The following is a 23,489-nucleotide window of genomic DNA, read 5'->3' on the forward strand; positions in this document are numbered from 1 at the left end:
GCGCCACTAGACCGGCAGCCTCACGTCGGACACGAATGCGTCGCGCAGCCAGGAGATGAAGTCGTTCCACACCCCGGTGACCAGCAGGGCGCCGACCGCGATCAGCAGCGCGCCGCCGAAGATCTGGATGGCCCGGGTGTGCCGGCGCAGCCAGCCCAGGCCCGCCACCGCGCCCGCCGAGCCGAACGCCAGCAAGATGAAGGGGATCCCCAGCCCCAGGCAGTACGCGACCACCAACGCGACGCCGCGCGCGACGTTGGCGCCCTCCGTGGCCGAGGCGACGGTGATCACGCCGGTCAGCGTCGGCCCCAGGCACGGCGTCCAGCCGAGCCCGAACACCGCGCCCAGCACCGGCGCCCCGGCCACCGTCGTGAACCGGCGCGGGCTGAACCGGGCCTCGCGCTGCAAGACCGGGACGAGGCCGACGAACACCAGCCCCATCACGATGGTCAGCACGCCCCCAACCCGTTGCAGCGCAAGCTGATTGGTGATCAGCGTGGTGGTCATGCCGAGGACCGCGACGGTGCCCAGCACGAAGACGGTGGTGAACCCGGCCACGAACAGCGCCGCGGACCCGGCGACCCGCCACCGGGCCGACGGCGGGGCCTTCACCGCGCCCGGCGGCGGCTGCTCGTCCACGCCCACGACGGCGGCCAGATACGACAGGTAGCCCGGCACCAGCGGCACCACGCACGGCGAGGCGAACGACACCAGCCCGGCCAGCAGGCACACGCCCAGCGCCACCAGCAGCGGGCCGGCAGCGGCGATCTCGGTGAACCCGGTCACTCTTTGGCCACCCGCTGCACCACCGGCTGCAGGTCCTGGGCCAGCAGTTCGCGCAGGAACACCGCCGCGACCCGGTGCTGGCGGTCCAGCAGCAGCGTGGACGGGATGACCGTGGTGGGGTACTTGCCGCCGAAGGCGATCAGGGTGCGCATCGCCGGGTCGTAGATCGACGGGTACGTCACGTGCCGGTCGTCGACGAAGTCCAGCGCCGCCTGGCGGTTGTTGTCGCGGGCGTCGATGCCGAGGAAGGCCACCCCGGAGGCCCGGGTGGCGTCGTAGACCTGCTGCAGCTGGGCGACCTCGGCGCGGCACGGCCCGCACCACTGCCCCCAGACGTTGATGACGACGACGTTGCCGGCGAAGGGGGCGTCGTTCAGCGAGATGGTGTGCGCCGGGTTCGCGAGGTCCGGCCCGGACAGCGGGCCGGGGCGGCCGCGGCTGGCCGGCGGGTCGTAGAGGATGTCGGTCTTGCCGCCCGGCGACACGAACTCGAAGGTGCCGCCCTGCGCCACCGCGTCGCGGCCGGAGCAGCCGGCGCAGCCCGCCACCAGTAGGGCCAGCGCCGCCCCGGCCAGCACCAGCCGCCTCATGATGCGGGGCCTCATGATGCGGGGCCTCATGATGCGGGTTGGAAGTACTCGACGTCGACCAGCCGGTCGCCCTCGTAGACCAGCGTGGTCACCGAGGCCAGCCCGCACTGCCGTCGCCGCGGGTCGTGCCAGAGCCGCTTGCCCGTCAGGTGCAGCCGCACCGTCCACACCGGCAGCTGGTGGCTGACGCACACCACCTCATGGCCGGCGGCCCGGGCGCGCGCCTTGTCCACCGCGGTCGTCATCCGGGCGGCGATCTCGGTGTACGGCTCGCCCCAGGACGGGGTGAACGGGTTGCGCAGCTGCCACCAGAACCTCGGGTCCCGCCAGGCGCCGTCACCGGGGCCGACGCGGCGGCCCTGGAAGAAGTTCGTCGATTCGATCAGGTCGGGGTCGGTGTCGACGGTCGTGTCGTGCCTCGCGGCGATGGGCGCCGCGGTCTCCTGGGCACGCTGCAGCGGCGAGGAGATCACCGCGACGACGTCGCGGCCGGCCAGCGCGTCGGCGACCGCCTCCGCCTGCGCCCGGCCCGCCTCGGACAGGTGGAAGCCGGGCAGCCGGCCGTAGAGGATCCCGCTGGGGTTGTACACCTCGCCGTGGCGCACCAGATTGACCCGGGTGTGCTCGGCCATCAGGCCTCCCCCGGCCGGGCCGCGGCGGCCGCTCGAGCGGCGCCGGGAAGCGCGGCGGCGATCCGGTCGAACGCGTCGTCGTCCAGGGCCGCCGAGACGAACCACGCCTCGAAGGCGCTGCACGGCGGGTAGACGCCGGCGTCCAGCAGCGCGTGGAAGAACGGCGGGAAACGCCAGGTTTGGCTGGCCCGCGCGGACGCGAAATCGGTGATCGGCGCCTCGGAGAAGAACACGCTGAGCATGTTGCCGGCCCGCGGAATCTGGTGCGGCACACCGGCTTGCGTCAGCGCCCCGGCCAGCAGGCCGGCCAACCGGTCGGCGTTGGCGTCCAGCTTGGCGTAGACCGCGTCGTCGGCGGCGCGCAGCGTCGCCAGCCCGGCGGCCATGGCCACCGGGTTGCCGGACAGCGTGCCGGCCTGATACACCGGCCCCAGCGGCGCCAGCCGCTCCATCACCTCGGCGCGCCCCCCGAACGCGGCGGCCGGCAGCCCGCCGCTCATCACCTTGCCGAAGGTGAACAGGTCGGCGTCGACGGGATCGATTCCGTACCAACCGCTTCGGCTGACCCGGAAGCCGGTCATCACCTCGTCGACGATCAGCAGCGCGCCGTGCTGCGCGGTGATGGCGCGCAGCGCCGCGTTGTAGCCGGGGCCGGGCGGGACGACGCCCATGTTGCCGGGGCTGGCCTCGGTGATCACCGCGGCGATCTGGTCGCCGTGCTGGTCGAACGTCTCTCGCACCACGTCAATGTCGTTGTAGGGCAACACGATTGTGTCGGCCGCAGCGGCCCCGGTGACCCCGGGCGAGGACGGCAGGCCCAGCGTCGCGACCCCCGAGCCCGCGTCGGCGAGCAGCGCGTCCGCGTGCCCGTGGTAGCAGCCGGCGAACTTGACGATCTTGGCCCTGCCGGTGAAGCCGCGGGCCAGCCGGACCGCGCTCATGGTGGCCTCGGTGCCGGAGTTCACCAGCCGGATTCGCTCGACGGGCGGCACCCGGCCGATGATCTCGGCGGCCAGCCGGGTCTCCGCCGGTGTCGGCGCCCCGAACGACAGTCCCGTCGCCGCCGCCTTGGCGACCGCGTCGACGACGGCCGGGTGCGCGTGGCCCAGGATCATCGGGCCCCACGAGCAGACCAGGTCGACGTAGCGGTTGCCGTCGGCGTCGGTGAGGCGGCAGCCGCGCGCCTCGGTGATGAACCGGGGGGTGCCGCCCACCGCCGCGAAGGCGCGCACCGGCGAGTTCACCCCGCCCGGAATGACCGCGCAGGCCTCCTCGAACAGCTTCGCGGAGGCGCGCACCGCTCCCCCGGTGCGCGGGGTGGCCTGGTCGGTGCTGCCCATGACGACTAGTGTCCCAGCCTCCGCGGGGTGGCCAACTACAGGGTGTAGCAGGAGCGGGCTCGCGGCTTGCCGGGCGCGGGTTGAAGTCGGCGGGGGCCGACGAGTTGGATTAGCGTCATGCAACTCCCACAAGGACTCGCCCGCTTCAACCGTCACGTGACCAACCCCATCCAGCGGATGTGGGCCGGCTGGCTCCCGCCGTTCGCGATCGTCGAGCATGTCGGACGCCGCTCGGGCAAGCAGTACCGCACCCCGGTGAACGCGTTCTACACCACCGTCGACGGGAAACCCGGCGTGGCGATCGTGCTGACCTACGGCCCGGACCGCGACTGGCTGAAGAACCTCAAGGCGGCCGGGGGCGGGCGGATGCGCCGCAACGCCAAGACCTTCGGCATCGCCGACCCGCGCGTGGTCAGCAAGGCCGAGGCGGCGCCGCACGTGCAGCGCGCGTGGCGGGCCGCGTTCGCCAGGCTGCCGTTCGAGCAGGTGGTGCTGCTCACCAAGACCGACTGACGGTGGTCGCCCCGCGCCGCGGCGGCTGCGGCTGATGCGCATCACCAAGATCCTGGAACGGCCGGTCGGGCTGCGCGCCGGCCCGGGCGGCGGCCCGGCCAACGCTGTGGTCGACTTCTCCGCCCACACCGTGTCGCTGGTCGCGGTGTTCACCGACGTGGTCAGGGCCGGAAGGCCGGTGGTCGGGGTGGCCTTCGATTCGATCGGCCGGTTCGCCCAGAGCGGGATCCTGCGCGACCGGATGATCCCGCGCCTGGCCGCCGCACCCCCCGACGCGCTGCTGGACGATTCGGGCCGGGTCGACCCGGCCGCCGTGCTGTCGTGTGCGCTGGCCGACGAGAAGCCCGGCGGTCACGGGGACCGGGCCGCGGCCGCCGCGGCGCTGGAGCTGGCGTGCTGGGACCTCAACGCGAAACTGCGCGACGAGCCCGCCTGCCTGACCATCGCGCGCCACTTCGGCCGGGAGCCGGCCGCGTCGGTGCCGGTGTACACCGCCGGCGGCTACTACCACGCGGGCCGCGGCCTCGACGCCCTGCGCGACGAGATGCGCGGCTACCTCGACCTGGGCTACGACGCGGTCAAGATGAAGATCGGCGGCGCGCCGCTGCCCGAGGACCTGGCGCGCGTCGAGGCCGTCGTCGGCGTCGTCGGCGCCGCCGACCGGGTCGCGGTCGACGCGAACGGCAGGTTCGACCGGCCCGCGGCGCTACGGTGGGCGGCGGCGCTGGGCGGCTACGGCCTGCGCTGGTTCGAAGAGCCCGGCGACCCACTGGATTTCGAGCTGAACCGCGCGGTGACGGCCTGTTACGACGGCGCGGTCGCCACCGGGGAAAACCTGTTCTCGGTGCCCGACGTGACCAACCTGGTCCGGTACGGCGGGATGCGGCCGGGCCGCGACGTGTTCCAGATGGACGCCGGCCTGAGCTACGGGCTTAGCGAATACGCGCGGATGCTCGAGGTGCTCGAGTCCAACGGCTTCGACCGCCGGTTCGCCTTCCCGCACGGCGGGCACCTGATCAACCTGCACATCGCCGCCGGGCTGGGGCTGGGCGGCTGCGAATCCTATCCGGGAGTGTTCGCGCCCTTCGGCGGCTACCCCGACGGCTGCGCCCTGTCCGCCGGGCGGATCGCGCCGACCGACGCACCGGGCTTCGGGCTGGAGCAGAAGGCCGGCCTGGCCGAATTGATCGCCGAACTGACGGCCTGACCCCGGGAGCATGCGGATGAAGATCGCGGTAATCGGCTGCGGCGCAATGGGTTCCATCTACGCCGCTAGGCTCGCCGCCGCCGGCAACGACGTCCTTGCCGTCGACCCCGACCGGCCCAGCGTCGAGCAGATGAACCGGCACGGGCTGCGGGTCACCGGCCCCGGCGGCGCCGACGACCAGGTGGTGCCGCTGCGGGCGAGCACCACCGCCCCGGTCGAGGCGATGGACCTCATCGTGCTCGCCGTCAAGGCCGCGAACGTGGAAGACGGTGCGCGGCAAGCGCTTCCGATGCTGGGTCCGGACACCCCGGTGCTGACCATCCAGAACGGTCTCGGGTCCGCCGAGACCGTCGCCGCCGTCGTCGGCGAGCAGCGCGTGGCGGTCGGCATCGCCAGCGGGTTCGGCGCCGCGCGGGTGGCCCCCGGGCACGTGCGGCACAACGCGATGCGGGCCATGCGTTTCGGCGCCTACTCGGCGCTGCCGCACGCGACGGTCGAGTCGATCGCGAAAGCCTGGGCCGACGCGGGATTCGACGCCGCCGCCGTCACCGACATCGCCGCCATGCAGTGGGAGAAGCTGATCTGCAACGCCGCCTACAGTGCGCCGTGCGCGCTGACCGGGATGACGGTGGGCCAGGTGATGGACGACTCGGAGATGGGCGAAGTCAGCCGGGCGGCGGCGACGGAGGCCTGGGCCGTCGCCCGCGCCTCAGGCATCGCGGTCGCCGTCACCGATCCCGTCGCGCACGCCCGCGCCTTCGGCGCGCAGATGCCTAATGCCAAGCCCTCAGCGCTGCTGGACCACGAGGCGCGCCGGGTCAGCGAGATCGACGTCATCAACGGGGCGGTGCCGCGGCAGGGCGCCAAGGTCGGCGTCGAGGCTCCCGTGAACACGACCCTGACCGCGGTGGTCAAGGCGGTGGAAAGGCAGTGGGGCGCCGGCTGACTGGACCAGGCATCAGCGCCGAGATCGACGCCAGCGTGTAGCTCACTCGATGTTTTCCACGCTGGCGTCGATTTCGGCGGTGGGCGAGGAGGGCGCCACGCCGATCCGGCCGCGGGCACGAGTGGCGAAGTACAGCCCGATGACCACCGCCCAGGACAGCAAGCCGAGCCAGAGCTGGCTGCGCGCCGAGCGGTCGAACGCCATCTGCATCAGCACCGCCGTGACCGCGGCGAGGGTGAATACCGACAGCACCGGGAAGAGCCACATCTTCACCCGCAGCTTCTCCGGCGGGGTGCGGCGGCGAAGGATGATTTGCGACAGCGCGATCAGCCAGTAGACGAACAGGATGACGGCACCCGACGAGTTGAGCAGGAACAGGAACACCGTGCCCGGCGCGAGCCACGCCATCACGACGCAGCCGAATCCGACGGCCGACGAACACAGGATGGCGACGTGGGGGACGCCGCGCCGGCTGAGCTTGGTCAGCCGCACCGGCGCCTCCCCGCGGGCGGCGACCACGAACAGCATGCGCGACGCCGTGTACAGGCCCGAGTTAAGGCAGGACAGCACCGCGGTGAGCACCACCGCGTTCATCAGCTGATCCGCGCCGGGCAGACCCATGTGTTTGAGCGCCGCGACATATGGCGAGGCGCCCACCTCCACCGAATTCCACGGCAGGATCACGACGAGCAGAAAGACCGAACCGACGAAGAACACCCCGATGCGCGCGACCACCGATCGCGTCGCCCGCTGGACGGCGAGCTCGGGGTCGCGGCTCTCGGCGGCGGCGACGGTGACGATCTCGGCGCCCACCATGGAGAAGATCACCACCACGATGGCGGCGAAAACCGCACCGACGCCGTGCGGGAAGAAACCGCCGTGCGACGTGAGGTTGGAAAAATCCGTGTTATGCCCGGGCAGGAACCCGAGGGCGAACACCGAGCCGACGGCGAGGAACACCGCGATGGTCGCGACTTTGATTCCGGCGAACCAGAATTCGAATTCGCCGAAGGACGTCACCGAGAACAGGTTCGTCGCGGTCATCAACAGCATCAGGCACAGCGAAAGCAGCCACAACGGGGCGTGGAACCAGTAGCCCAGCACCTTCCCGCCGGCGACCGCCTCGAACCCGACCACGATCACCCAGAAGTACCAATACAGCCACGCGACCGAAAACCCCGCCCAGCCACCAAGCGCGGTTCCCGCGTAGTCGGCGAACGATCCGGTCGACGGGTTCGCCGCGGCCATCTCGCCCAGCATCCGCATCACCAGAATGATCAGCAGGCCGCACAGCGCGTACGTCAGGAACGCGGCGGGCCCGGTGTCGCGGATCACCACGCCCGACCCGACGAACAATCCGGCGCCGATCACACCGCCGAGCGCGATCATGCTCAGCTGCCGCTGCGACAGCCCTTGGCGGAGTTGGGTGCCTCCCATGACAGTGATTATTCAGGTGCTTGCCGCCACCAAGGCTCTATTGACAGCATGTAAACCATGCGGATCACGGTGACCTTGGATCGCTCGTCGTCATCAGGCGGCTGATGCGCACCCGCAACGTGTCGTTCAAGCAGGCCCTCAACGACGCCATCCGGCAAGGTGCGCAGCGGCAACCGGCTCCTGCGGTTTTCGAAACGCGCACAGCGGATTTGGGTGTGCCGTCGGTCAACCTGGACCGAGCCGTGCGGATCGCCGGCGAACTCGAGGACGAGGAACTGATCCGACGGCAGCACTCAGAAATACAGGTCGCGCTCGCGGATCAGCGCCGTGGCGAGCACGCTGATCACCGCCGTCGCAACCAGATACCCGCACGCCAACCACGGCTTGCCGCCGGCCGCCGCGATCAGCGCGGTGAGGATCATCGGGGTGACCCCGGAGGCGTAGATGCCGGACACCTGGTAGACGAACGACAGCCCGGTGTAGCGGGTGCGGGTGGGATACAGCGCGGAATACAGCGTGCCCTGCGCGCCGTAGAGCAGCGCGTGCACCACACCGAACACCACGACCATCGCCAGCCCGAACCAGAGCAGGTTCCGGGTGCCGAACAGAGCGAACGCGGGGAAGGCCGCCAGGCCGTAGCAGACCACGCCCGCCAGGTACACCCGCCGCGCGCCGAGGCGGTCGGTCAGCGCCCCCGACACGGGCAGCAGCACCGCCATCAACAGCGCGGCGATGGTCACCACCACCAGGACCGGCACCCGGTGCAGACCCAACGCGCCGGTGGCGTAGCTGATCGCGAAAACGCCCCATGTGTTGAACGCCGAACCCTCCGCCCAGCGAGACAGCAACCCCAGCACCGTGTTTCGCCTGGAGCGCGGTTCGCGAACGATGTCGCGAATCGGCACGGTGGCCTCGGCCTCGGCCGCACGCAACTCGCGGAAGGCGGGGGTTTCCTCGACGCGCAACCGCACCACGATGCCGATCGCGACGAGCACCACGCTCAGCAGGAACCCGATTCGCCAGCCGTAGGCGAGAAACCTGTTCTGCCCCAACACAATCTGTAAGAACGCGAATATGCCTGTGCCCAAGGCCAATCCGAGGGCCAGGCCGACCTGGGGAACGGCCCCGAAGCGGCCGCGCCGCCCGCCCGGGCTGTGCTCGACGGCCAGCAGCACCGCGCCGGCCCACTCGCCGCCGAGCGCGAAGCCCTGCAGGATGCGCAGCACCAACAGCAGGATCGGCGCCCAGGCGCCGATCTGCGCGGCGGTGGGCAGCGCCCCGATCAACGCTGTCGCGCCGCCCATGATCAGCATGGTCAACGCCAGGCTGCGCTTGCGACCGATCCGGTCGCCGATGTGGCCGAACACCAGACCGCCGACCGGTCGCATGACGAATCCGACGGCGAACGTCGCGAACGCCAGCAGGGTGCCGATCAGCGTGCCGGCGTCGGGGAAGAACACCTTGTTGAACACTAGGCCGGCCGCGGTGGCATAGAGGAAGAAGTCGTACCACTCGACGGTGGTGCCCAAAAGGCTTGCGGCGACGACGATCCGCAGGCGCCGTCGTCGCTGAACGTCCGATTCGAGGTGAGGTTCCGGCGCCGCCACCCCCGTGGCGGGCAACGTCGTCGCCATGGCTAGTGCGCCGAGGCGACCGCGAACGGCGTCGACGGCGCCGGGCGCGACCGGCGGTTGGGGTGCCGCCACAGGCCCGCCCGCTCCAGCAGCGGCAGCACACCCTCGCCGAACCAGTAGGCCTCTTCCAGGTGCGGGTATCCCGACAGGATGAAGTGGTCGATGCCCAGCCGCGCGTATTCGGCCAGCCTCTCGGCGACCTCGGCATGCGACCCGACCAGGGCGGTGCCCGCTCCCCCGCGCACCAGGCCCACCCCGGCCCACAGGTTGGGCGCGACCAGCAGGCGCTCGCTGCTGCCGCCGTGCAGCTCCAGCATGCGGCGCTGGCCCTCGGATTCGCTGCGCGCCAGGCTGGCCTGCACCCGCTGCACGTCCGCCGGATCGACGGCCGCCAGCAGCCGGTCGGCCTCCGCCCACGCCTCCTCGGAGGTCCGGCGGGTGATTACGTGAATTCGCAAGCCGTACCGCAGAACCCGGCCGGCGTCGGCGGCGAGCCCCCGAATCCAGTCCAGCTTCTGCCCGACCGCCGCGGGCGGCTCGCCCCAGGTGAGGTAGACGTCTGCGTGCTCGGCCGCCACCGGCCCGGCGGAGCCCGACGACCCGCCGAAGAACACCGCGGGGATCGGGTCGGGCGGGTTGTCCAGCCGCGCGCCCTCGACGCGGATGTGGTCTCCGGCGAAGGTCACCGGCTCGCTCGAGGTCCACAGCCGCCGCACCACGTGAAGGAACTCGGCGGTGCGGGCATAGCGTGACTGCTTGTCCAGGAAATCCCCATAGGCCCGTTGCTCGTGCGGTTCACCACCGGTGACGACGTTGAGCAGCAGCCGCCCGCCCGAGTGCCGCTGGAAGGTGCCGGCCATCTGCGCCGCCAGGGCGGGGCTGAGCAGCCCGGGGCGGAACGCGACCAGAAACTTCAGCGTCTCGGTGCCCTCGATCAGCATCGCCGTCGTCAACCAGGCGTCCTCACACCACAATCCGGTGGGTGTGAGCACCGCCTCGAAGCCGTTGTCCTCGGCGGCCGCGCAAATCTGGTGCAGATAGCGCAAAGTCGCGGGCCGATCGCCGTGCATCGCGGTGCCGTGGCCGCCCGCGACCAGGTTGCGGGAATCGCCGTACGTCGGCAGAAACCAATGAAATGCCAAGCCCATTCGAGCATCCTGCAAAACATCGGCAGGCGGTGCGAGGCTTGAAACCGCCGAGATTCCAACTCGGCCGCCAGCGCCGCCATGGGCGCGTCGTCTTCGATTGCGGCAGAGCGCGATACGGGCCCGGCAAAGATCACCGCTTCGTGACCGTGAGATCACACCAGATCACGCAATGCTTGCAATTCGGCGTGGCTCGGCCGGGAATGTGTGCTCGGCGCGGCATTATTGCGATCATGCCGAACCTGACCCGTCGTGCCATGTTGCGTATGGGCGTCGGAGCCAGCGCGGGAGCCGCCGGAGTGTGGGCGTTGAGCGCCCTTCTGGATCCGCTCGAGTCGCGAGCCGCGACATTGCCGCAAGCTCCCGCACCGTTCGAGCCCTCGGCGGCGGGCAGCACCCTGTCGAACAGGCTGACCGGCTCGTTCATCTCCGCGGCGCGCGGCGGGGTCAAGACGAACTGGGTGATCGCCCTGCCGCCCGGCCCGAACTCCCAGAGCGGGTCGTTGCGTCCGGTCATCGCCCTGCACGGCAAGGACGGCAACGCCAACATGGTGATCGACTGCGGCGCCGAGAAGGGGCTCGCCCAACTGGTCAAGGAGGGCAGGCCGCCGTTCGCCGTGGTGGGGGTCGACGGCGGCAGCAACAGCTACTGGCATCGCAGGGCCTCGGGCGAGGACCCGGGCGCGATGGTGCTCGAGGAGCTGCTGCCCATGCTGTCCTCAATGGGCTTCGACACGTCCCGGGTGGGCTTCATGGGGTGGTCGATGGGCGGCTACGGCGCGCTGCACCTGGGCGCCCAGCTGGGCCCGGCACGCACCGCCGGGATCTGCGCGATCAGCCCGGCGCTGTACACGTCGTACACCGCAAGCGCCCCCGGCGCGTTCGACAGCTACGACGACTGGGTGCAGAACAGCGTGATGGGCCTGCCGGCCCTGTCGCAGATCCCGCTGCGCGTGGACTGCGGCACCGGGGACCGGTTCTATTTCGCCACCCGCCAATTCGTCAACCAGCTGAAAAAGCCTCCGGCGGGCAGCTTTTCGGACGGGGGACACGACATGGACTATTGGCGCGCGCAACTGCCCGCCGAGCTAGCCTGGATGGCGTCCTAGCCAGAGGCCGATGACGATCCCGCAGAACCAGCCCGCAGGCCGCCAAGTGGAGCGGCCGGTGAAGCGGACCGGATTCCGCCCGGACATCGAGGGCCTGCGCGCCGTCGCGGTGATCGCCGTCGTGGCCTACCACGCGGACATACCGGGCGTCGCGGGCGGCTACATCGGCGTGGACGTCTTCTTCGTCATCTCCGGCTTCCTGATCACCCGGATGCTCTGGCGCGAGGTGACCACCGCCGACACCATCCGGCTCGGCCGCTTCTACGGGGCGCGGGCGCGACGGCTGCTACCGGCCGCGGCCACCGTCGGGGTCGCCACCGCCGCCGCGGCGGCCGTGGTGCTGCCGCCGCTGCAGGCGCGCAGCGTCGTCGTCGACGGCATCGCCAGCGCCCTCTATGTCGGCAACTACCGGTTCGCCGGTCAGGGCACCGACTACCTGGCGTCCAACCTGCCGTCGCCGTTCCAGCACTACTGGTCGCTGGGCGTCGAGGAGCAGTTCTACCTGGTGTGGCCGATGCTGATCATCGGCACGGCGTGGGCCGCCCGGCGGCTGCCGCCGCTGCGCGGCCGCGCATCCTCCGCGGGACCGTATGCGCTGGTCCTTGCGGCGGTGGCCGCGGCGTCGCTGGCGGCGGCCGTGCTGTGCACCCGCACCTCGCCGGCGTGGGCGTTCTTCTCGCTGCCCACCCGCGCCTGGGAGCTGGCCGCCGGCGGGCTGGTGGCCCTGTCGATCCGGCACTGGCGCCGGCTGCCGCTGCTGCCCGCGGCGATCGTCGGCTGCGGCGGCCTGGCCCTGATCGTGCTGACCTGCACCCAGCTGGGCCCGCACACCCCGTACCCCGGCACCGCGGCGCTGCTGCCGGTCCTGGGCACCGCGCTGGTGATCGGCGGCGGTTGTGTCACCGGCAGCCTCGGCGCCGGCCGCCTGCTGTGCCGGCCGTTTATGCGGGCGATCGGCCGAATCTCGTACTCGTGGTACCTGTGGCACTGGCCGGTGCTGCTGCTGATGCCGCCGCTGCTGGGCATGCCCGCGGGCCTGCCGGGCAGGCTGGCGGGGGCGGTCGTCTCGGCCGGGCTCGCCGTGCTCACCCTGCACCTGGTCGAAAACCCCGGCCGGTTCGCGGCCGCCCTGCGCCGGTCGGCGCGGACCAGCCTGGTCGTGGCCGGCGCCGCCAGCGCCGCCACGGCGGGCGCGTGCCTGCTGCTGCTGACGGCGATACCGGGGCCGGTCGGTCACGGCGGGGCCGCGCCGAAGGCCAACATCGTCGCGCTGCCCCCGGCGGCCGTGCCCGACCTCAGCCCGCAGGAGGCCGCGGTGCGCCAGGCCTTCGCGCAGGTGCGCGACGCGGTCGCGGCGTCGGCGAGCCTGGGACCCGTCCCGTCCAACCTGGACCCGTCGCTGGCCGCCGCGCCGGCCGACAAGGCGGCGGTGTTCGTCAACGGCTGCACGCGATCCTGGCGTGACGTCGGGCAAGCCGAGTGCGCGGGGGGCGACGCGGCTTCGCCGACGACCGTGGCCCTGGTCGGGGATTCGCACGCCGCCATGTGGTACCCGGCTTTCCAGCAGGTCGCCGAGCAGCGGCACTGGCGGCTCGAGACGCTGGCCAAGGTGACCTGTCCGCTGCAGGACCTGCACATCGTCAGCCCGTACCTGGGCCGCGAGTACACCGAGTGCGAGCAGTGGCGCGGCCAGATCATGGCGCGGCTGCAGGCCGAACGCCCGCGTCTTGTGGTGCTGAGCATGAGCCGGCGCTACGGCGCGGATTTCGGTTTCACGTCGTACGACCCGGCGTGGATCGACACCCTGGGCCGCACCGTCGCGCAGCTGCGCAAGATGGGCTCGACCGTCCTGGTGCTCGGGCCGGTCGCGGATCCGCGTTCCTCGGCGCCGGCCTGCCTGTCCGGGCACCTCGACAACGCCGCGGCGTGCGCGCCGCCGCGGCCCGACGCGGTCAACGGCGACGGGGTCGCGGCCGAGCGGACGGCGACGACGGGCGCCGGCGGCCAGTACGCGGATCTGACCGACCTGTTCTGCGCCGCGCGCTGCCCGATGATCGTCGGCAACACCCTGGTGTTCCGCGACGACAACCACGTGACGACCGAGTACTCGCAGCTGCTGACGCCCGTGATGGGTGCGCTGACCGACCGCGCGGTGACGAACGGATGAGCCGCCGATGAACTTCTTGTCGCAGTCGAACGTCTTATCAGTGAAGGGTTTTGGAGGTTTTCGGACATGACCACGCTGGTGCTGATCTGCATCGCCGCCGCCGCGCCCGTCGTCGGCGTCGGCCTGATGCAACTGCAGGCGCGCCTGGAGCAATGGGACTACGAACGGCACGCCGACGACTGACCCACACCGCCCTCCCCCCGACCGGACTCACCTCGACAACTGCATGCGAATGAGCGGCGCGATCTTGCCCGCCAGATACTCGTGCCCCGCGTCGTTGGGGTGCACGCCGTCGGGCCCGATCAGGTCGGGCCGGTCGACGAACCAGCGGTCGCCGATCGGGTCGACGAACGCCGCTCCCGCGGCCCGGGCCACCCCGTTGAGCACGTCGCGCACCAGCAGCATGGGGCCGGGCACGTCGGCGGTGGGCCACGGCGGCCCGATCACCAGCAGCCGCGCCGACGGCGCGAAGCGGCGCGCCAGGTCGAAGGCGTTGCGGGCCCGCTCGGCCAGCAGGCCCTGATCGGCGCCCTGGTCGTTGCGGGAACCGAAGAACACCACCAGCGCGTCGTCGGGCTTGACCGCCCGGGCCGTCAGGTCCTCGAAGACGCTGCCGTGGTCGCCGGGCACGGCATAGCCGGCCTTCCCCTCGGCCGCGACGTCGGCCGCGACCCGCACCCCGCGCGCGTTCAGAGCCTGCCAGGCGCGGGCGGTCCACGCGTTCGGGCCCAGGCCGCCCTCGTCGGTGCCGGTGGTGTAGGAGTCGCCGATCACGGCGACGTGGTGCAGCCGCGAGTCCACGCTGAGCAGGCCGTAGGCCCGCACCCGTGCCGGGCATGCCGCGTCCGCGAACGCCACGCCGACCAGCAGGGTGAGACCCATGACGAAAGTGGTCAGACGACTCACCACCACCTCCTCCGTGACCTGCCGCAGCCAAATCAACGGAATCGTACGAGGAAACCGACACGAAGTGGCGCCAACCCGCTGCTTACCGGCTTTTGTCCCGCGGCAGGGTCCCGCGGATCCCGGCTGGCCGCCGCCGCGGCCGTCTCCGAGAGGTTATGGGGCACAGCGCGATTCGCGCACCGTGGTGTCTGTCACACGGCGCTCACACGGCGCGGGCGGAAACGGCTTCCAGCCCGTCGACCTGACGCAGCTTGGGGGCCGGCGCCTCGCCGGGCTCGGCCTCGGGCTCCTTGGGCTTGGCCTCCGTCTTGGTCTCCACGGGCCGGACGTCGACCATCTTGCGCATCCACCGGCGGGCGGGTTCCTCGACGAGGTGATACATCAGCACCGACAGGCCCACGGCGATTACGAGCAGGCCGATGACGTTCCATTTCCACGGGTTGTCCGGCTCCCATGGCGTGAGGTTGAACTGGATCACCGCCCATCCCCACGACGTGTGCACCAGCTCGTGCACCATGTACAGGCAAAACGAGATCTGCCCGCCGTAAACCATCACCCGCGTCGACAGCAGCCTCGGCAGGCTGCCCAGGCCGATCGCCAGCGTGATCACCAGCGGGACGAACAGCACGTCGACCACCCCGCCGCTGTCGTTCTCCACGACGCCGCTGATCGGGTGGGCGTGAAACCAGTACAGGACGCCGACCATGGTGGCCAGCAGCAGCAGGGAGAGGTACCCGGCGACGTGGCGGCCGCGGTCGGTCAGCCGCAACCTGCGCACGGCGGCGCAGGCCAGGGCGCCGGCGACGAACTGCGTCACGATCCGGGGCAGCCAGCTCCACGGCGTGTAGAACTGACCGCTGGCCAGCAGCATCACCACCGGCGGCAACGACGCCGCAAACGCCAGCAGCATCAGGCTGCGCGCCCGCGTCGCCTGCTTCATCCGCAAGATCACCAGCACCAGCACGGCAAAGAGCAGGTAGGCCAGCCATTCCGCGCTGATCGACCAGGCGGGCCCGTCCCAGCTGGAGTCGTCGAAGAACGGCACGAACCACAGCTGCACCAGCAGGACCTGGCGCACGTAGCTGATCGCGGTGAGCTGGGCCGCGTCGGGCGACGGGACGTGCCCGACGTGCAGGGTGAAGATCACCCACAGGGCGGCCAGGTGCAGCGTGACCAGGTACACCGGCCACACCCGGGCCAGCCGCAGCCACAGGAAGTGCAGGGTGGCCCGCGCCGACCAGGACCGGCCCATGCGCTCGAGGTAGTTCCACGTCAGCACGAACCCGCTGAGGATGAAGAACAGGTCGACGCCCTGCGCACCGCAGTTGAGCACCGGCGCGAGGGCGTCGCGGAAATCGGGCGAGGCGTCGCTGAGCATGGGCCGGAAGTGAAACAGCACCACCCACACCGCGGCGACGATGCGGAGTCCCGTCAGGGCCTTGATCTCGCCCCTGATCTCTCCGCTGCGCACGCTAGTTTCTTTCCGTCTGGGATGTGCTTGTTCGTTCGCTTCTGGTCCGGCTGACCGGGCGATCTCACCCTTTTGCAGGCCCCCCGACTGGCAACCGGCAGCTATGGCAGCGTAGCAGCGGGATCGCCGCGATGGCGGGACAGGACGTGGCGTGGCAGGTGGCGGAACGGCCGCAGATTCGCCACAGACCGGTTGCCGACCCCCGCGGGCCAGTTATTTAGCAAAGAGTTAGACGCGGCTTCCGGTCTCCTTAGATTCTGCTGGTTTTGTTGGAGGACAGGTTTGGCCGCGCTGCGTGATTCGCAGCGCCACGGGGAATGGGGCCGCTGATGACTCCACAGGAAAACGACACGTTCGACTGCGGCGGTGCCCAGATTCGGGCCCATTGTCGCTCCCTGGCGACGGTGGTGACCATCCGGGGGGAGATCGACGCCGTCAACGCCGACTGGGTCGGCAAGTACATCCGGCGCTTCGTCGTCGGGCAAAACCCCGTGGTGCTCGACATGAGCGACGTGACCCGCTTTGCCCCCGCCGGCATCTCGCTGTTGCAGACGATCGACGAGGACTGCGCCGCCGCCGGGGCGCAGTGGACGTTGGTCGCCGGCCCGGCGGTGGTCGAGCTGTTGGGCGACGGCTGGGAGGCCACGCCCTCGCTGCACGACGCGCTGCACCGGCTGGCGGACGCGATCGTCGACCGGCGTCAGCGGGTGCTGCCGCTGATCAAGAAGACGGCCTAGGAGCCGCGCTCGCGCCGCAGCCTGGCCAGCCCCACCACCGCCAGCACGCCGGCGGTCGTCACCAGCAGCAGGGTCAGCAGCAGCAGCTGCGGGTCATACACCAGCGACGTGGTGTACGGCTGCCCGTCCGCGATGGGCGCCACACCCACGATGCGGCGCGCATGAAACCAGGTGAACCCCGCACCGACCAGCGCGGCGGCGGCCAGCAGCAGTTCGATCAGGGCCCGGCGGCGGGCGATCACGGCCCCGACCCGGGGTCGTCGTCGCGGTCGATGTCGTTGGCGTCCGACCGGGCGGGCTCCACCCGCTCCTGGACCAGCGGGGTCAGCGCCGCCCGGAGGTGACGATGGCGCCGCGCCCAGGCCTGCGCGGTGCGGCCCCCGGTCAGCTTGAGGCCGATGCCCACCCGGCGGCGCGGCACACCGACCAATTCGCCGAGCGCCCGCGCCGACTGCCACTTCGCCAGGTCCTTGCCGGAGGCCTCGTGGTGCTCGGCCTCCGGATACACCCTGACGATTTCGCGTATCGGGACGGTTTCGGTGCCCTGGCGCAGGGCGTCCTCGGTGAGCTCGACGGAGACGTGAATCCGCGCCGCCTTCACCTGCAACGCCACGAACGCCGACACCAGCACCAGGAAGATCGCCGGGACGACGAACGACACCGGGGCGCCGCTCCAGATCTCGATGAGGATCATGGCCACCGCCGACGCCGGGCCCAGCGCGACCCACCACCAGCTGGCGCCCGATTCGTAGAACAACGGCTTCGGTTCTCTCACGACAGCCAGCCTGCCGCATCGGCGGCCCAGTAGGTGAGCACCACGTCGGCTCCGGCGCGCCGGATGCCGGTCAGCGATTCGAGCGCCGCGGCGCGCTCGTCGATCCAGCCGTTGGCGGCCGCGGCGCAGATCATCGCGTACTCCCCCGACACCTGATAGGCGGCCACCGGCACCGGGGATATCGACGCCGCCGCCGAAACGATGTCGAGGTAGCCCATCGCCGGCTTGATCATCACGATGTCGGCGCCCTCGTCGAGGTCCAGCTCGACCTCGCGCAGCGCCTCGCGCAGGTTGCCCGGCTCCTGCTGGTAGGTGCGCCGGTCGCCGGACAGGCTGGAGCTCACCGCCTCGCGGAACGGCCCGTAGAACGCCGAGGCGAACTTCGCCGCGTAGGCCAGGATCACCACATCGGTGTGGCCCGCGGCGTCCAGGCCGTCGCGGATGGCGCCCACCTGGCCGTCCATCATCCCGCTCGGCCCGACGACATGCGCGCCCGATTCCGCTTGTGCCACAGCCAATTCCACATAGCGGGCCAGGGTGGCGTCGTTGTCGACCCGGCCCCTGGCGTCCAGGACCCCGCAGTGCCCGTGGTCGGTGAACTCGTCCAGGCAGGTGTCGGCCATCAACACGGTGGCGTCGCCGAGGTCCTTGGCCAGATCGCGCAGGGCGACGTTGAGGATGCCGTCGGGGTCGGTGCCGGCCGAACCGGTCGCGTCCTTGTCCTGCTCGCGCGGCACGCCGAACAGCATCAGCCCGCCCACCCCGGCGGCGACGGCGGCCTCGGCGGCGCTGCGCAGCGAATCCCGGGTGTGCTGAACGACTTTCGGCATGGACGCGATGGGCCGCGGCTCGTCGATGCCGTCTGCGACGAACATCGGCAGCACCAAATGCCTTGGCTCCAACGACGTTTGCGCGACCAAGCGGCGCAACGCCGGGGTGGAGCGCAGTCGACGCGGCCGCTGCCTCATTGTCGTGCGTTGACTCGTGCGTTGACTCTGCGGTGAGGGCGGACCTTACTCGCACTTTTGCGCCATGGACGCAGAGTCAACGCCGGGCAGATCATCGCCTGCGGCTCTTCTTGCGCGGCGGCGGCAGCGCGCCCTCGGCGCGCAACCGCGCCGCGTGCTCGGCCAGCGCGTCGACCAGCGGGCCGATGGCGGCGGTGTCGGGCTGGACATCCACCCGCAGGCCGAATTCGGCGGCGGTCTCGGCGGTCTTGGGGCCGATGCAGGCGATGATGGTGCGCGCGTGCGGCTTGCCCGCGATGCCGACCAGGTTTCGCACCGTCGAGCTCGACGTGAAGCACACCGCGTCGAAGCCGCCCGTCTTGATCATCTCGCGGGTGGCCGCCGGCGGCGGTGCGGCGCGCACCGTCCGGTAGGCGGTGACGTCCTCGATCTCCCAGCCGCGCTCGCGCAGTCCCTCGGCCAGCGTCTCGGTGGCGATGTCGGCGCGCGGCAGCAGGACGCGGTTCACCGGGTCGAAAACGCTGTCGTAGGGCGGGAAGTCGTCGAGCAGGCCGAGCGAGGACTGCTCCCCGGCCGGCACCAGCTCGGGGCTGATCCCGAAGGCCCGGACCCGGTCGGCCGTCGACTCGCCGACGCAGGCGATCTTCACCCCGGAGAACGCGCGGGCGTCCAGACCGAACTCGCCGAACTTCTCCCACACCGCGCGCACCGCGTTGGTGGAGGTGAACACCACCCACTGGAAGCGCCCGTCGACCAGGCCCTTCACGGCCCGTTCCATCTGGGCGGGGCTGCGCGGCGGCTCGACGGCGATGGTGGGCACCTCGATGGGCAGCGCGCCGTACGACGTCAGCCGCTCGCTCATCTCCCCGGCCTGATCCTTGGTGCGGGGCACCAGGACGGTCCAGCCGTACAGGGCGCGGCTCTCCCACCAGTTCAGCTTGGCCCGGGCGCTCACGGTCTTGCCGATGGTCACCACCAGCGGCCCGGTGAGCGGACCCGCCGGGTCGGTGCCGCCCAGCACGGCCGAGTCGGTCAACCCGCCCAGCGTGGTCTCCACCGAGCGCTGCTGGCACGTGGTGCCGTGCGCGGTAACCACACACGGCGTGGTCTCGGACAGCTCGTGCTCGATCAGGGTGCGGGCCGCGTCGGCCAGATGCGACGCGGTGGCCTGCAGGATCAGCGGCCCGGGGGCGGCGGCCAGCGCCTCCCAGTCGACGTCGCCGCGCACGTCGGCCACCGTGTGCGACGAGCCCAGCGGCAGCCCGGCGTACGTCGGCACCGCGTTGGTGCCGGCCAGGCCGGGGATGATCTCGATGTGCAGGTGGCTGCGCGCGACGGCGTTCACCTCGGTGATGACCGCGTCGACGGTCAGCGGGTCGCCGGCCACCAGCCGCAGCACGTCGACGCCCGAACGGGCCTCGGCGGTAAGCATCTTGGCGACTTCGGCGGGCTCGCCCAGCGCCGGGCGGACGTCGGGACCGCCGGACAGCACGGCGTGGCCCTGGTCCCCGCCGGCGGCGTCGTCGGCCTTGTCCGTGGCCGGTTCGGCGGGCGCCGGGCCGGACACCGGCGGCAGATCCTTGCCGATCAGCGCCAGCACCGACTCGGGCACGTCGGGGTCGGTGAACACCAGCGCGGCGTTCGCCAGCACCGTCGCGGCCCGGGCGGTCAGCAGTCCGGGGTCGCCGGGACCGGAGCCCACGAACGTGATGTGGCCCGGTTTCGGCTTACGCCCTCGCGTCGTCATTGTCGCTCCCACTCTTCATCGCGCGGGGTCTTGCCGCGCCCCGCGCATCAGCTCCCGCGCGCCCAGCTCGAACAGCTCCGCGGCGACCGAGAGCCCGAGGTCTCGTGCCCGACCGGGATCGCCGATGCCGGACGCGCGGATCACGTCGGATCCGTCCAGCGCCGCCACGCAGCCGCGCAGCGACAGCTCTTCGAAGACGTGGCCCTCCTCATCGATGGACTCGACCACCTCGGCGATCGCGCCCACCGGTGCGGAGCAGCCCGCCTCCAGTTCGGCCAGCAGGGCTCGCTCCGCGGTGACCGCCGCGCGGGTGTCGGCGTCGTCCAACTCCGCCAGCACCGCGGCCAGCCGGTTGTCGTCGGCGCGGCATTCGACGGCGAGCGCGCCCTGAGCCGGTGCTGGCAACATCTGCACCGGCTCTAGCGTCTCGGTGACATCGTCGAGGCGGCCCAACCGGGACAGACCGGCCCGGGCCACCACGACGGCGTCAAGATCACCACTGCTTACCCTGTTCAACCTGGTATCTAGGTTGCCTCGTAGGGGGCGGATTTCCAAACCGAGACCCAATGCTCTAAGCTGTGCGGCCCGTCGCGGGGAGGACGTGCCCACCAGCGAACCCGCCGGCAACTCCCCGAGCACCAGCCCGTCGCGCGCCACCACCGCGTCGCGCGGGTCGTTGCGGGGCGGTATCGCGGCCACCAGGAAGCGGGGGTCTTCGGCCGTCGGCAAATCCTTGTGCGAGTGCACGGCCGCGTCGACGCGCCCGTCCTCGATGGCCTCGCGCAGCGCGGTGGTGAACGCGCCCACGCCGAGGCTTTCGATGGGCGCCGACGAACGGTCGCCCGCGGTGCTGATGGTCACCAGCTCGGCGGGGTGGCCCTTGGCGATCAGGGCGTCCCGCACGCCGGCGGCCTGGGTGGTGGCCAGCAGACTGCCCCGGGTGCCTATCCGGATCACGTTGGGCAACGGCTACTCGGCGGAGGATTGTGGGGCATCGAATCCCGTTGATATCACTGGCAATTCACCCGCCGCGACGGCGTCGACGGCGGTCTGGTCGAGTTCGAACAGCTCGCGCAGCGCCTCGGCGTAGCTGTCACCGCCGGGGGCGCTGGCGAGTTGTTTGATCCGCACGGTCGGCGCGTGCAGCAGCTTGTCGACCACTCGGCGCACGGTGCGGGCGACCTCCTCGCGCTGGGCGCTTTCCAGGCCGGGCAGCCGGTTCTCCAGCCGCAGCAGCTCGGCCTCGACGACGTCGGCGGCCCGCTGGCGCAGCGCGGTCACCGTTGGGGTGACCTCGGCCATCCGCTGACCGGCCAGGTAGGCGGCGACCTCGGCCGCCACGATGTGGCGGGCGGCGTCGACGTCGGCGGCCGCCGCGTGCGCGGCGGGTTCGTGCTGGACGCGCTCGACGTCGACGACCCAGACGCCGGGCAGCCCGGCCACCGCCGGGTCGACGTCGCGCGGCATGCCCAGGTCGCAGATCACCAGCGGGTGGGTGGTCTCGTCGACGATCGAGCGGCGGGCGGCGGCCAGCGCGTGGTGCACGTCGGCCAGCGACACCACCGGGCTCACCGCGCCGGTGCAGCTGACCACGACGTCGGCGTCGGCGAGCGCGTCGGGCAGCCGGTCCAGCGTCAGGGCCTCGGCGCGGACGCCGGATTCGCGGATCTTGCGGGCCAGCCGCTGCGCCCGGGACAGCGACCTGTTGATCACCTGGATGCGTTCGATGCCGGCGCGGGTCAGGTGTGCCGACGACAGCGCGCCCATCGCCCCGGCGCCGATCACGACGGCGGTCTTGCCCGGCAGCCCGCCCAGCTTGCGTTCGGCCATGCCGAGGGCGACGGAGACCACCGAGGCGCCGGCCGCGTCGATGGCGGTTTCGGAGTGCACCCGCTTGCCCACCGACAGCGCCCGCTGGGCCAGCTCGTGCAGGACCCGGCCGACGGTGCGATTGGTCTCGGCGGTGGCGTAGGCGCGCCGCACCTGCCCCAGCACCTGCTGCTCGCCGACGACCGCGGAATCCAGGCCGCTGGCAACGGCGAACAGGTGCTCGACGGCGGCCTCGCTGTAGCGCACGTAGGCGTACTTGGTCAGGTCGCCCATCGACATGCCGGAGTGGTCCGACAGCACCTGCCCGATCACCGCCAACCCGCCGTGGAAGGCGTCCACCACCGCGTAGACCTCGACCCGGTTGCATGTCGACAGCACCATGGCCTCGGTCACCAGCGGGGACTGCAACACCCGGTCGACGATCTTGATCTGGTCGGAGTCGTCGATGCTGAGTTGTTCCAGGACGGGGACCGGCGCACTGCGGTGCGAAACTCCGAAAAGCAGGATGCTCACGGCAGCATCACCTGGCCAGCTCCCTTGCTTCCTCCAGTAACTGAACTGGTGTCCACGGTAAACGGTGATCAGGTGGGCTACCAAATAATTGCCCCGCCGCCTAGCTGGCCGCGGGCCGCGTCCTCACCGGGTGAGATCGGCGCGAAGTCGCGGCTCGTCGAGCTCCCAGTAGCTGTGTTCGCGACCGTCCAGCAGGACCACCGGCAAACGATCCCCGAACTCGGCGCGCGGCCCGGCGTTGCCGGCCTTCGCGGCGGCGTCGACGTCGGTGGTGGACAGGTCGAAGCCCAGCTCATCGGCCAGTTCCGCGAGCCTTGCGTGTACCCGCGCGCAGATGGTGCAGCCGTCGCGGGTCAGCAGTTCGACCTGCCGTGTTGTCATGGGCACCAGTGTGCCGGGTGAATTGTGGACGTGCCCGCCGCTGGTTAGGTTTCCGCTGTGGCTGCCAGCGATGACCTGCGCGTCGACCCCGCGGTGATGCAGGGGTTTGGCCAGGCGTTGCGCGGTGGCGCTTCGGACCTGCGGGCGCGGTTGGCCGAGCTCGACGCGCAGGTGAGCGAGGTGCTGGGCGGCTGGCGCGGCGGCGCCGGCAGCGCCTACGGCTCCGCGTGGGAGATGTGGCATCGCGGGGCCGCCGAGGTGGAGCTGGGCCTGTCGATGCTGGCGGGGGCGGTGGCCCAGGCCGGCGAGGGCTATCAGCAAAGCGAGGCGGCTTCCGGGCAGGCGCTGCGGGAGGTGCGCGGTGGCTGAGGCTTTTCGGGTGGATCCCGAGGCGCTGGCCGACGCGGTCGAGCGGATGGCGGAGTTTCAGCGCTATGCGGAAAGCATGCTCGCCGAAATCGACTCTCTGGTAACGAATTTGCACGCGACGTGGACCGGACAGGGCGCGGCGGCTCATGCCGAGGCGCACCGGCATTGGGCGCGCGGCGAGGCGATGATGCGCGAGGCGTTGGCTCAGTTGCGGGCCGCCGCCCATACCGCGCACGGCAACTACACCGGCGCCATCGCCAAGAATTCGAGCATGTGGTCGTGAGCT

General features: G+C 71.3%; 24 protein-coding genes and 1 pseudogene. 9 read left to right on the top strand and 16 right to left on the bottom strand.

The genetic code is table 11. The features are described from left to right. Window positions 1-6: 6 nt before the first annotated feature. The 4 genes from OQ968_RS20515 to hemL are packed head-to-tail and all read right to left on the bottom strand — an operon-like array spanning window position 7 to window position 3,348. Window positions 7-786 (bottom strand): cytochrome c biogenesis CcdA family protein, encoded by a 780-nt coding sequence (locus OQ968_RS20515; protein WP_324681100.1) that lies wholly within the window; start codon window positions 784-786, stop codon window positions 7-9. After that, on the bottom strand, window positions 783-1,376 hold the full coding sequence (locus OQ968_RS20520; RefSeq protein ID WP_324681148.1) for a TlpA disulfide reductase family protein: 594 nt from the start codon (window positions 1,374-1,376) through the stop codon (window positions 783-785). The genes OQ968_RS20515 and OQ968_RS20520 overlap by 4 nt, the downstream gene beginning before the upstream one ends. 26 nt (window positions 1,377-1,402) lie before the next feature. After that, entirely contained in the window at window positions 1,403-2,008 is a 606-nt protein-coding gene (locus OQ968_RS20525; RefSeq protein ID WP_324681101.1) for a histidine phosphatase family protein, read from the bottom strand. Continuing rightward, window positions 2,008-3,348, bottom strand: a complete 1,341-nt coding sequence (gene hemL, locus OQ968_RS20530) for a glutamate-1-semialdehyde 2,1-aminomutase (RefSeq protein WP_324681102.1) — start codon at window positions 3,346-3,348, stop codon at window positions 2,008-2,010. The genes OQ968_RS20525 and hemL overlap by 1 nt, the downstream gene beginning before the upstream one ends. Before the next feature lie 117 nt (window positions 3,349-3,465). Between hemL and OQ968_RS20535 the strand changes: the two genes are divergently transcribed. From OQ968_RS20535 to OQ968_RS20545, 3 genes are read left to right on the top strand one after another with little or no spacing between them, the layout of a single operon-like run. After that, window positions 3,466-3,861, top strand: coding sequence for a nitroreductase family deazaflavin-dependent oxidoreductase (locus OQ968_RS20535; RefSeq protein WP_324681103.1), 396 nt, complete (start codon window positions 3,466-3,468; stop codon window positions 3,859-3,861). Window positions 3,862-3,895: 34 nt separating this feature from the next. Then, on the top strand, window positions 3,896-5,068 hold the full coding sequence (locus tag OQ968_RS20540) for an enolase C-terminal domain-like protein (protein WP_324681104.1): 1,173 nt from the start codon (window positions 3,896-3,898) through the stop codon (window positions 5,066-5,068). A 16-nt stretch (window positions 5,069-5,084) separates the two neighbouring features. Continuing rightward, entirely contained in the window at window positions 5,085-6,014 is a 930-nt protein-coding gene (locus OQ968_RS20545; RefSeq protein WP_324681105.1) for a 2-dehydropantoate 2-reductase, read from the top strand. Window positions 6,015-6,056: 42 nt separating this feature from the next. On the opposite strand, the gene OQ968_RS20550 is transcribed toward OQ968_RS20545, so the two are convergent. Continuing rightward, complete coding sequence (locus OQ968_RS20550; protein WP_324681106.1) at window positions 6,057-7,451, bottom strand: amino acid permease; 1,395 nt, start codon at window positions 7,449-7,451, stop codon at window positions 6,057-6,059. Window positions 7,452-7,508: 57 nt separating this feature from the next. On the opposite strand from OQ968_RS20550, the pseudogene OQ968_RS20555 reads away from it, so the two are divergent. Beyond that, a pseudogene (locus tag OQ968_RS20555) lies at window positions 7,509-7,741 on the top strand (antitoxin); the annotation flags it as partial. Between the two features lie 3 nt (window positions 7,742-7,744). On the opposite strand, the gene OQ968_RS20560 reads toward OQ968_RS20555, so the two are convergent. Together OQ968_RS20560 and OQ968_RS20565 are read right to left on the bottom strand one after the other, a co-directional pair. Then, window positions 7,745-9,085, bottom strand: coding sequence for an MFS transporter (locus OQ968_RS20560; protein ID WP_324681149.1), 1,341 nt, complete (start codon window positions 9,083-9,085; stop codon window positions 7,745-7,747). Window positions 9,086-9,087: 2 nt separating this feature from the next. Continuing rightward, complete coding sequence (locus tag OQ968_RS20565) at window positions 9,088-10,233, bottom strand: LLM class flavin-dependent oxidoreductase (RefSeq protein WP_324681107.1); 1,146 nt, start codon at window positions 10,231-10,233, stop codon at window positions 9,088-9,090. A gap of 230 nt (window positions 10,234-10,463) precedes the next feature. Between OQ968_RS20565 and OQ968_RS20570 the strand changes: the two genes are divergently transcribed. Further along, the gene (locus tag OQ968_RS20570) at window positions 10,464-11,339 is read left to right on the top strand and encodes an alpha/beta hydrolase (protein WP_324681108.1); all 876 of its coding nucleotides are present in this window, start codon (window positions 10,464-10,466) and stop codon (window positions 11,337-11,339) included. A 46-nt stretch (window positions 11,340-11,385) separates the two neighbouring features. Further along, window positions 11,386-13,506, top strand: coding sequence for an acyltransferase family protein (locus OQ968_RS20575; RefSeq protein ID WP_324681150.1), 2,121 nt, complete (start codon window positions 11,386-11,388; stop codon window positions 13,504-13,506). A gap of 210 nt (window positions 13,507-13,716) precedes the next feature. Here OQ968_RS20575 and OQ968_RS20580 read toward each other — a convergent pair whose 3' ends face one another. Beyond that, complete coding sequence (locus tag OQ968_RS20580) at window positions 13,717-14,412, bottom strand: Rv0518 family GDSL lipase (protein WP_324681109.1); 696 nt, start codon at window positions 14,410-14,412, stop codon at window positions 13,717-13,719. A gap of 202 nt (window positions 14,413-14,614) precedes the next feature. After that, window positions 14,615-15,883, bottom strand: a complete 1,269-nt coding sequence (locus OQ968_RS20585; RefSeq protein ID WP_324681110.1) for an acyltransferase — start codon at window positions 15,881-15,883, stop codon at window positions 14,615-14,617. A gap of 329 nt (window positions 15,884-16,212) precedes the next feature. Between OQ968_RS20585 and OQ968_RS20590 the strand changes: the two genes are divergently transcribed. Next, window positions 16,213-16,620, top strand: coding sequence for an STAS domain-containing protein (locus OQ968_RS20590; RefSeq protein ID WP_324681111.1), 408 nt, complete (start codon window positions 16,213-16,215; stop codon window positions 16,618-16,620). Here the strand turns inward: OQ968_RS20590 and OQ968_RS20595 are convergent. The 7 genes from OQ968_RS20595 to OQ968_RS20625 form a co-directional block, all read right to left on the bottom strand. Beyond that, window positions 16,617-16,862 (bottom strand): hypothetical protein, encoded by a 246-nt coding sequence (locus tag OQ968_RS20595; RefSeq protein ID WP_324681112.1) that lies wholly within the window; start codon window positions 16,860-16,862, stop codon window positions 16,617-16,619. The two genes, OQ968_RS20590 and OQ968_RS20595, sit on opposite strands and share 4 nt — an antisense overlap. Beyond that, window positions 16,859-17,377 (bottom strand): DUF3093 family protein, encoded by a 519-nt coding sequence (locus OQ968_RS20600; protein ID WP_324681151.1) that lies wholly within the window; start codon window positions 17,375-17,377, stop codon window positions 16,859-16,861. Before OQ968_RS20600 ends, OQ968_RS20595 begins: the two co-directional genes overlap by 4 nt. 14 nt (window positions 17,378-17,391) lie before the next feature. Further along, on the bottom strand, window positions 17,392-18,363 hold the full coding sequence (gene hemB, locus OQ968_RS20605) for a porphobilinogen synthase (RefSeq protein WP_324681113.1): 972 nt from the start codon (window positions 18,361-18,363) through the stop codon (window positions 17,392-17,394). Between the two features lie 91 nt (window positions 18,364-18,454). Continuing rightward, the gene (locus tag OQ968_RS20610) at window positions 18,455-20,110 is read right to left on the bottom strand and encodes a uroporphyrinogen-III synthase (protein WP_324681114.1); all 1,656 of its coding nucleotides are present in this window, start codon (window positions 20,108-20,110) and stop codon (window positions 18,455-18,457) included. Window positions 20,111-20,125: 15 nt separating this feature from the next. Further along, a complete protein-coding gene (gene hemC / locus OQ968_RS20615; RefSeq protein ID WP_324681152.1) occupies window positions 20,126-21,067 on the bottom strand; it encodes a hydroxymethylbilane synthase in 942 nt (313 codons plus the stop codon). Between the two features lie 12 nt (window positions 21,068-21,079). Then, window positions 21,080-22,453: a glutamyl-tRNA reductase gene (locus OQ968_RS20620; RefSeq protein WP_324681115.1), complete on the bottom strand. Its 1,374-nt coding sequence runs from the start codon at window positions 22,451-22,453 to the stop codon at window positions 21,080-21,082. A gap of 123 nt (window positions 22,454-22,576) precedes the next feature. Continuing rightward, window positions 22,577-22,834: a glutaredoxin family protein gene (locus OQ968_RS20625; protein WP_420715964.1), complete on the bottom strand. Its 258-nt coding sequence runs from the start codon at window positions 22,832-22,834 to the stop codon at window positions 22,577-22,579. A 57-nt stretch (window positions 22,835-22,891) separates the two neighbouring features. Between OQ968_RS20625 and OQ968_RS20630 the strand changes: the two genes are divergently transcribed. Both OQ968_RS20630 and OQ968_RS20635 read left to right on the top strand, forming a co-directional pair. After that, on the top strand, window positions 22,892-23,203 hold the full coding sequence (locus OQ968_RS20630; protein ID WP_324681116.1) for a WXG100 family type VII secretion target: 312 nt from the start codon (window positions 22,892-22,894) through the stop codon (window positions 23,201-23,203). Further along, entirely contained in the window at window positions 23,196-23,486 is a 291-nt protein-coding gene (locus OQ968_RS20635; protein ID WP_324681117.1) for a WXG100 family type VII secretion target, read from the top strand. Before OQ968_RS20630 ends, OQ968_RS20635 begins: the two co-directional genes overlap by 8 nt. Window positions 23,487-23,489: the final 3 nt, after the last annotated feature.

Source organism: Mycobacterium sp. 663a-19, assembly GCF_035616495.1.
Classification (GTDB): domain Bacteria; phylum Actinomycetota; class Actinomycetes; order Mycobacteriales; family Mycobacteriaceae; genus Mycobacterium.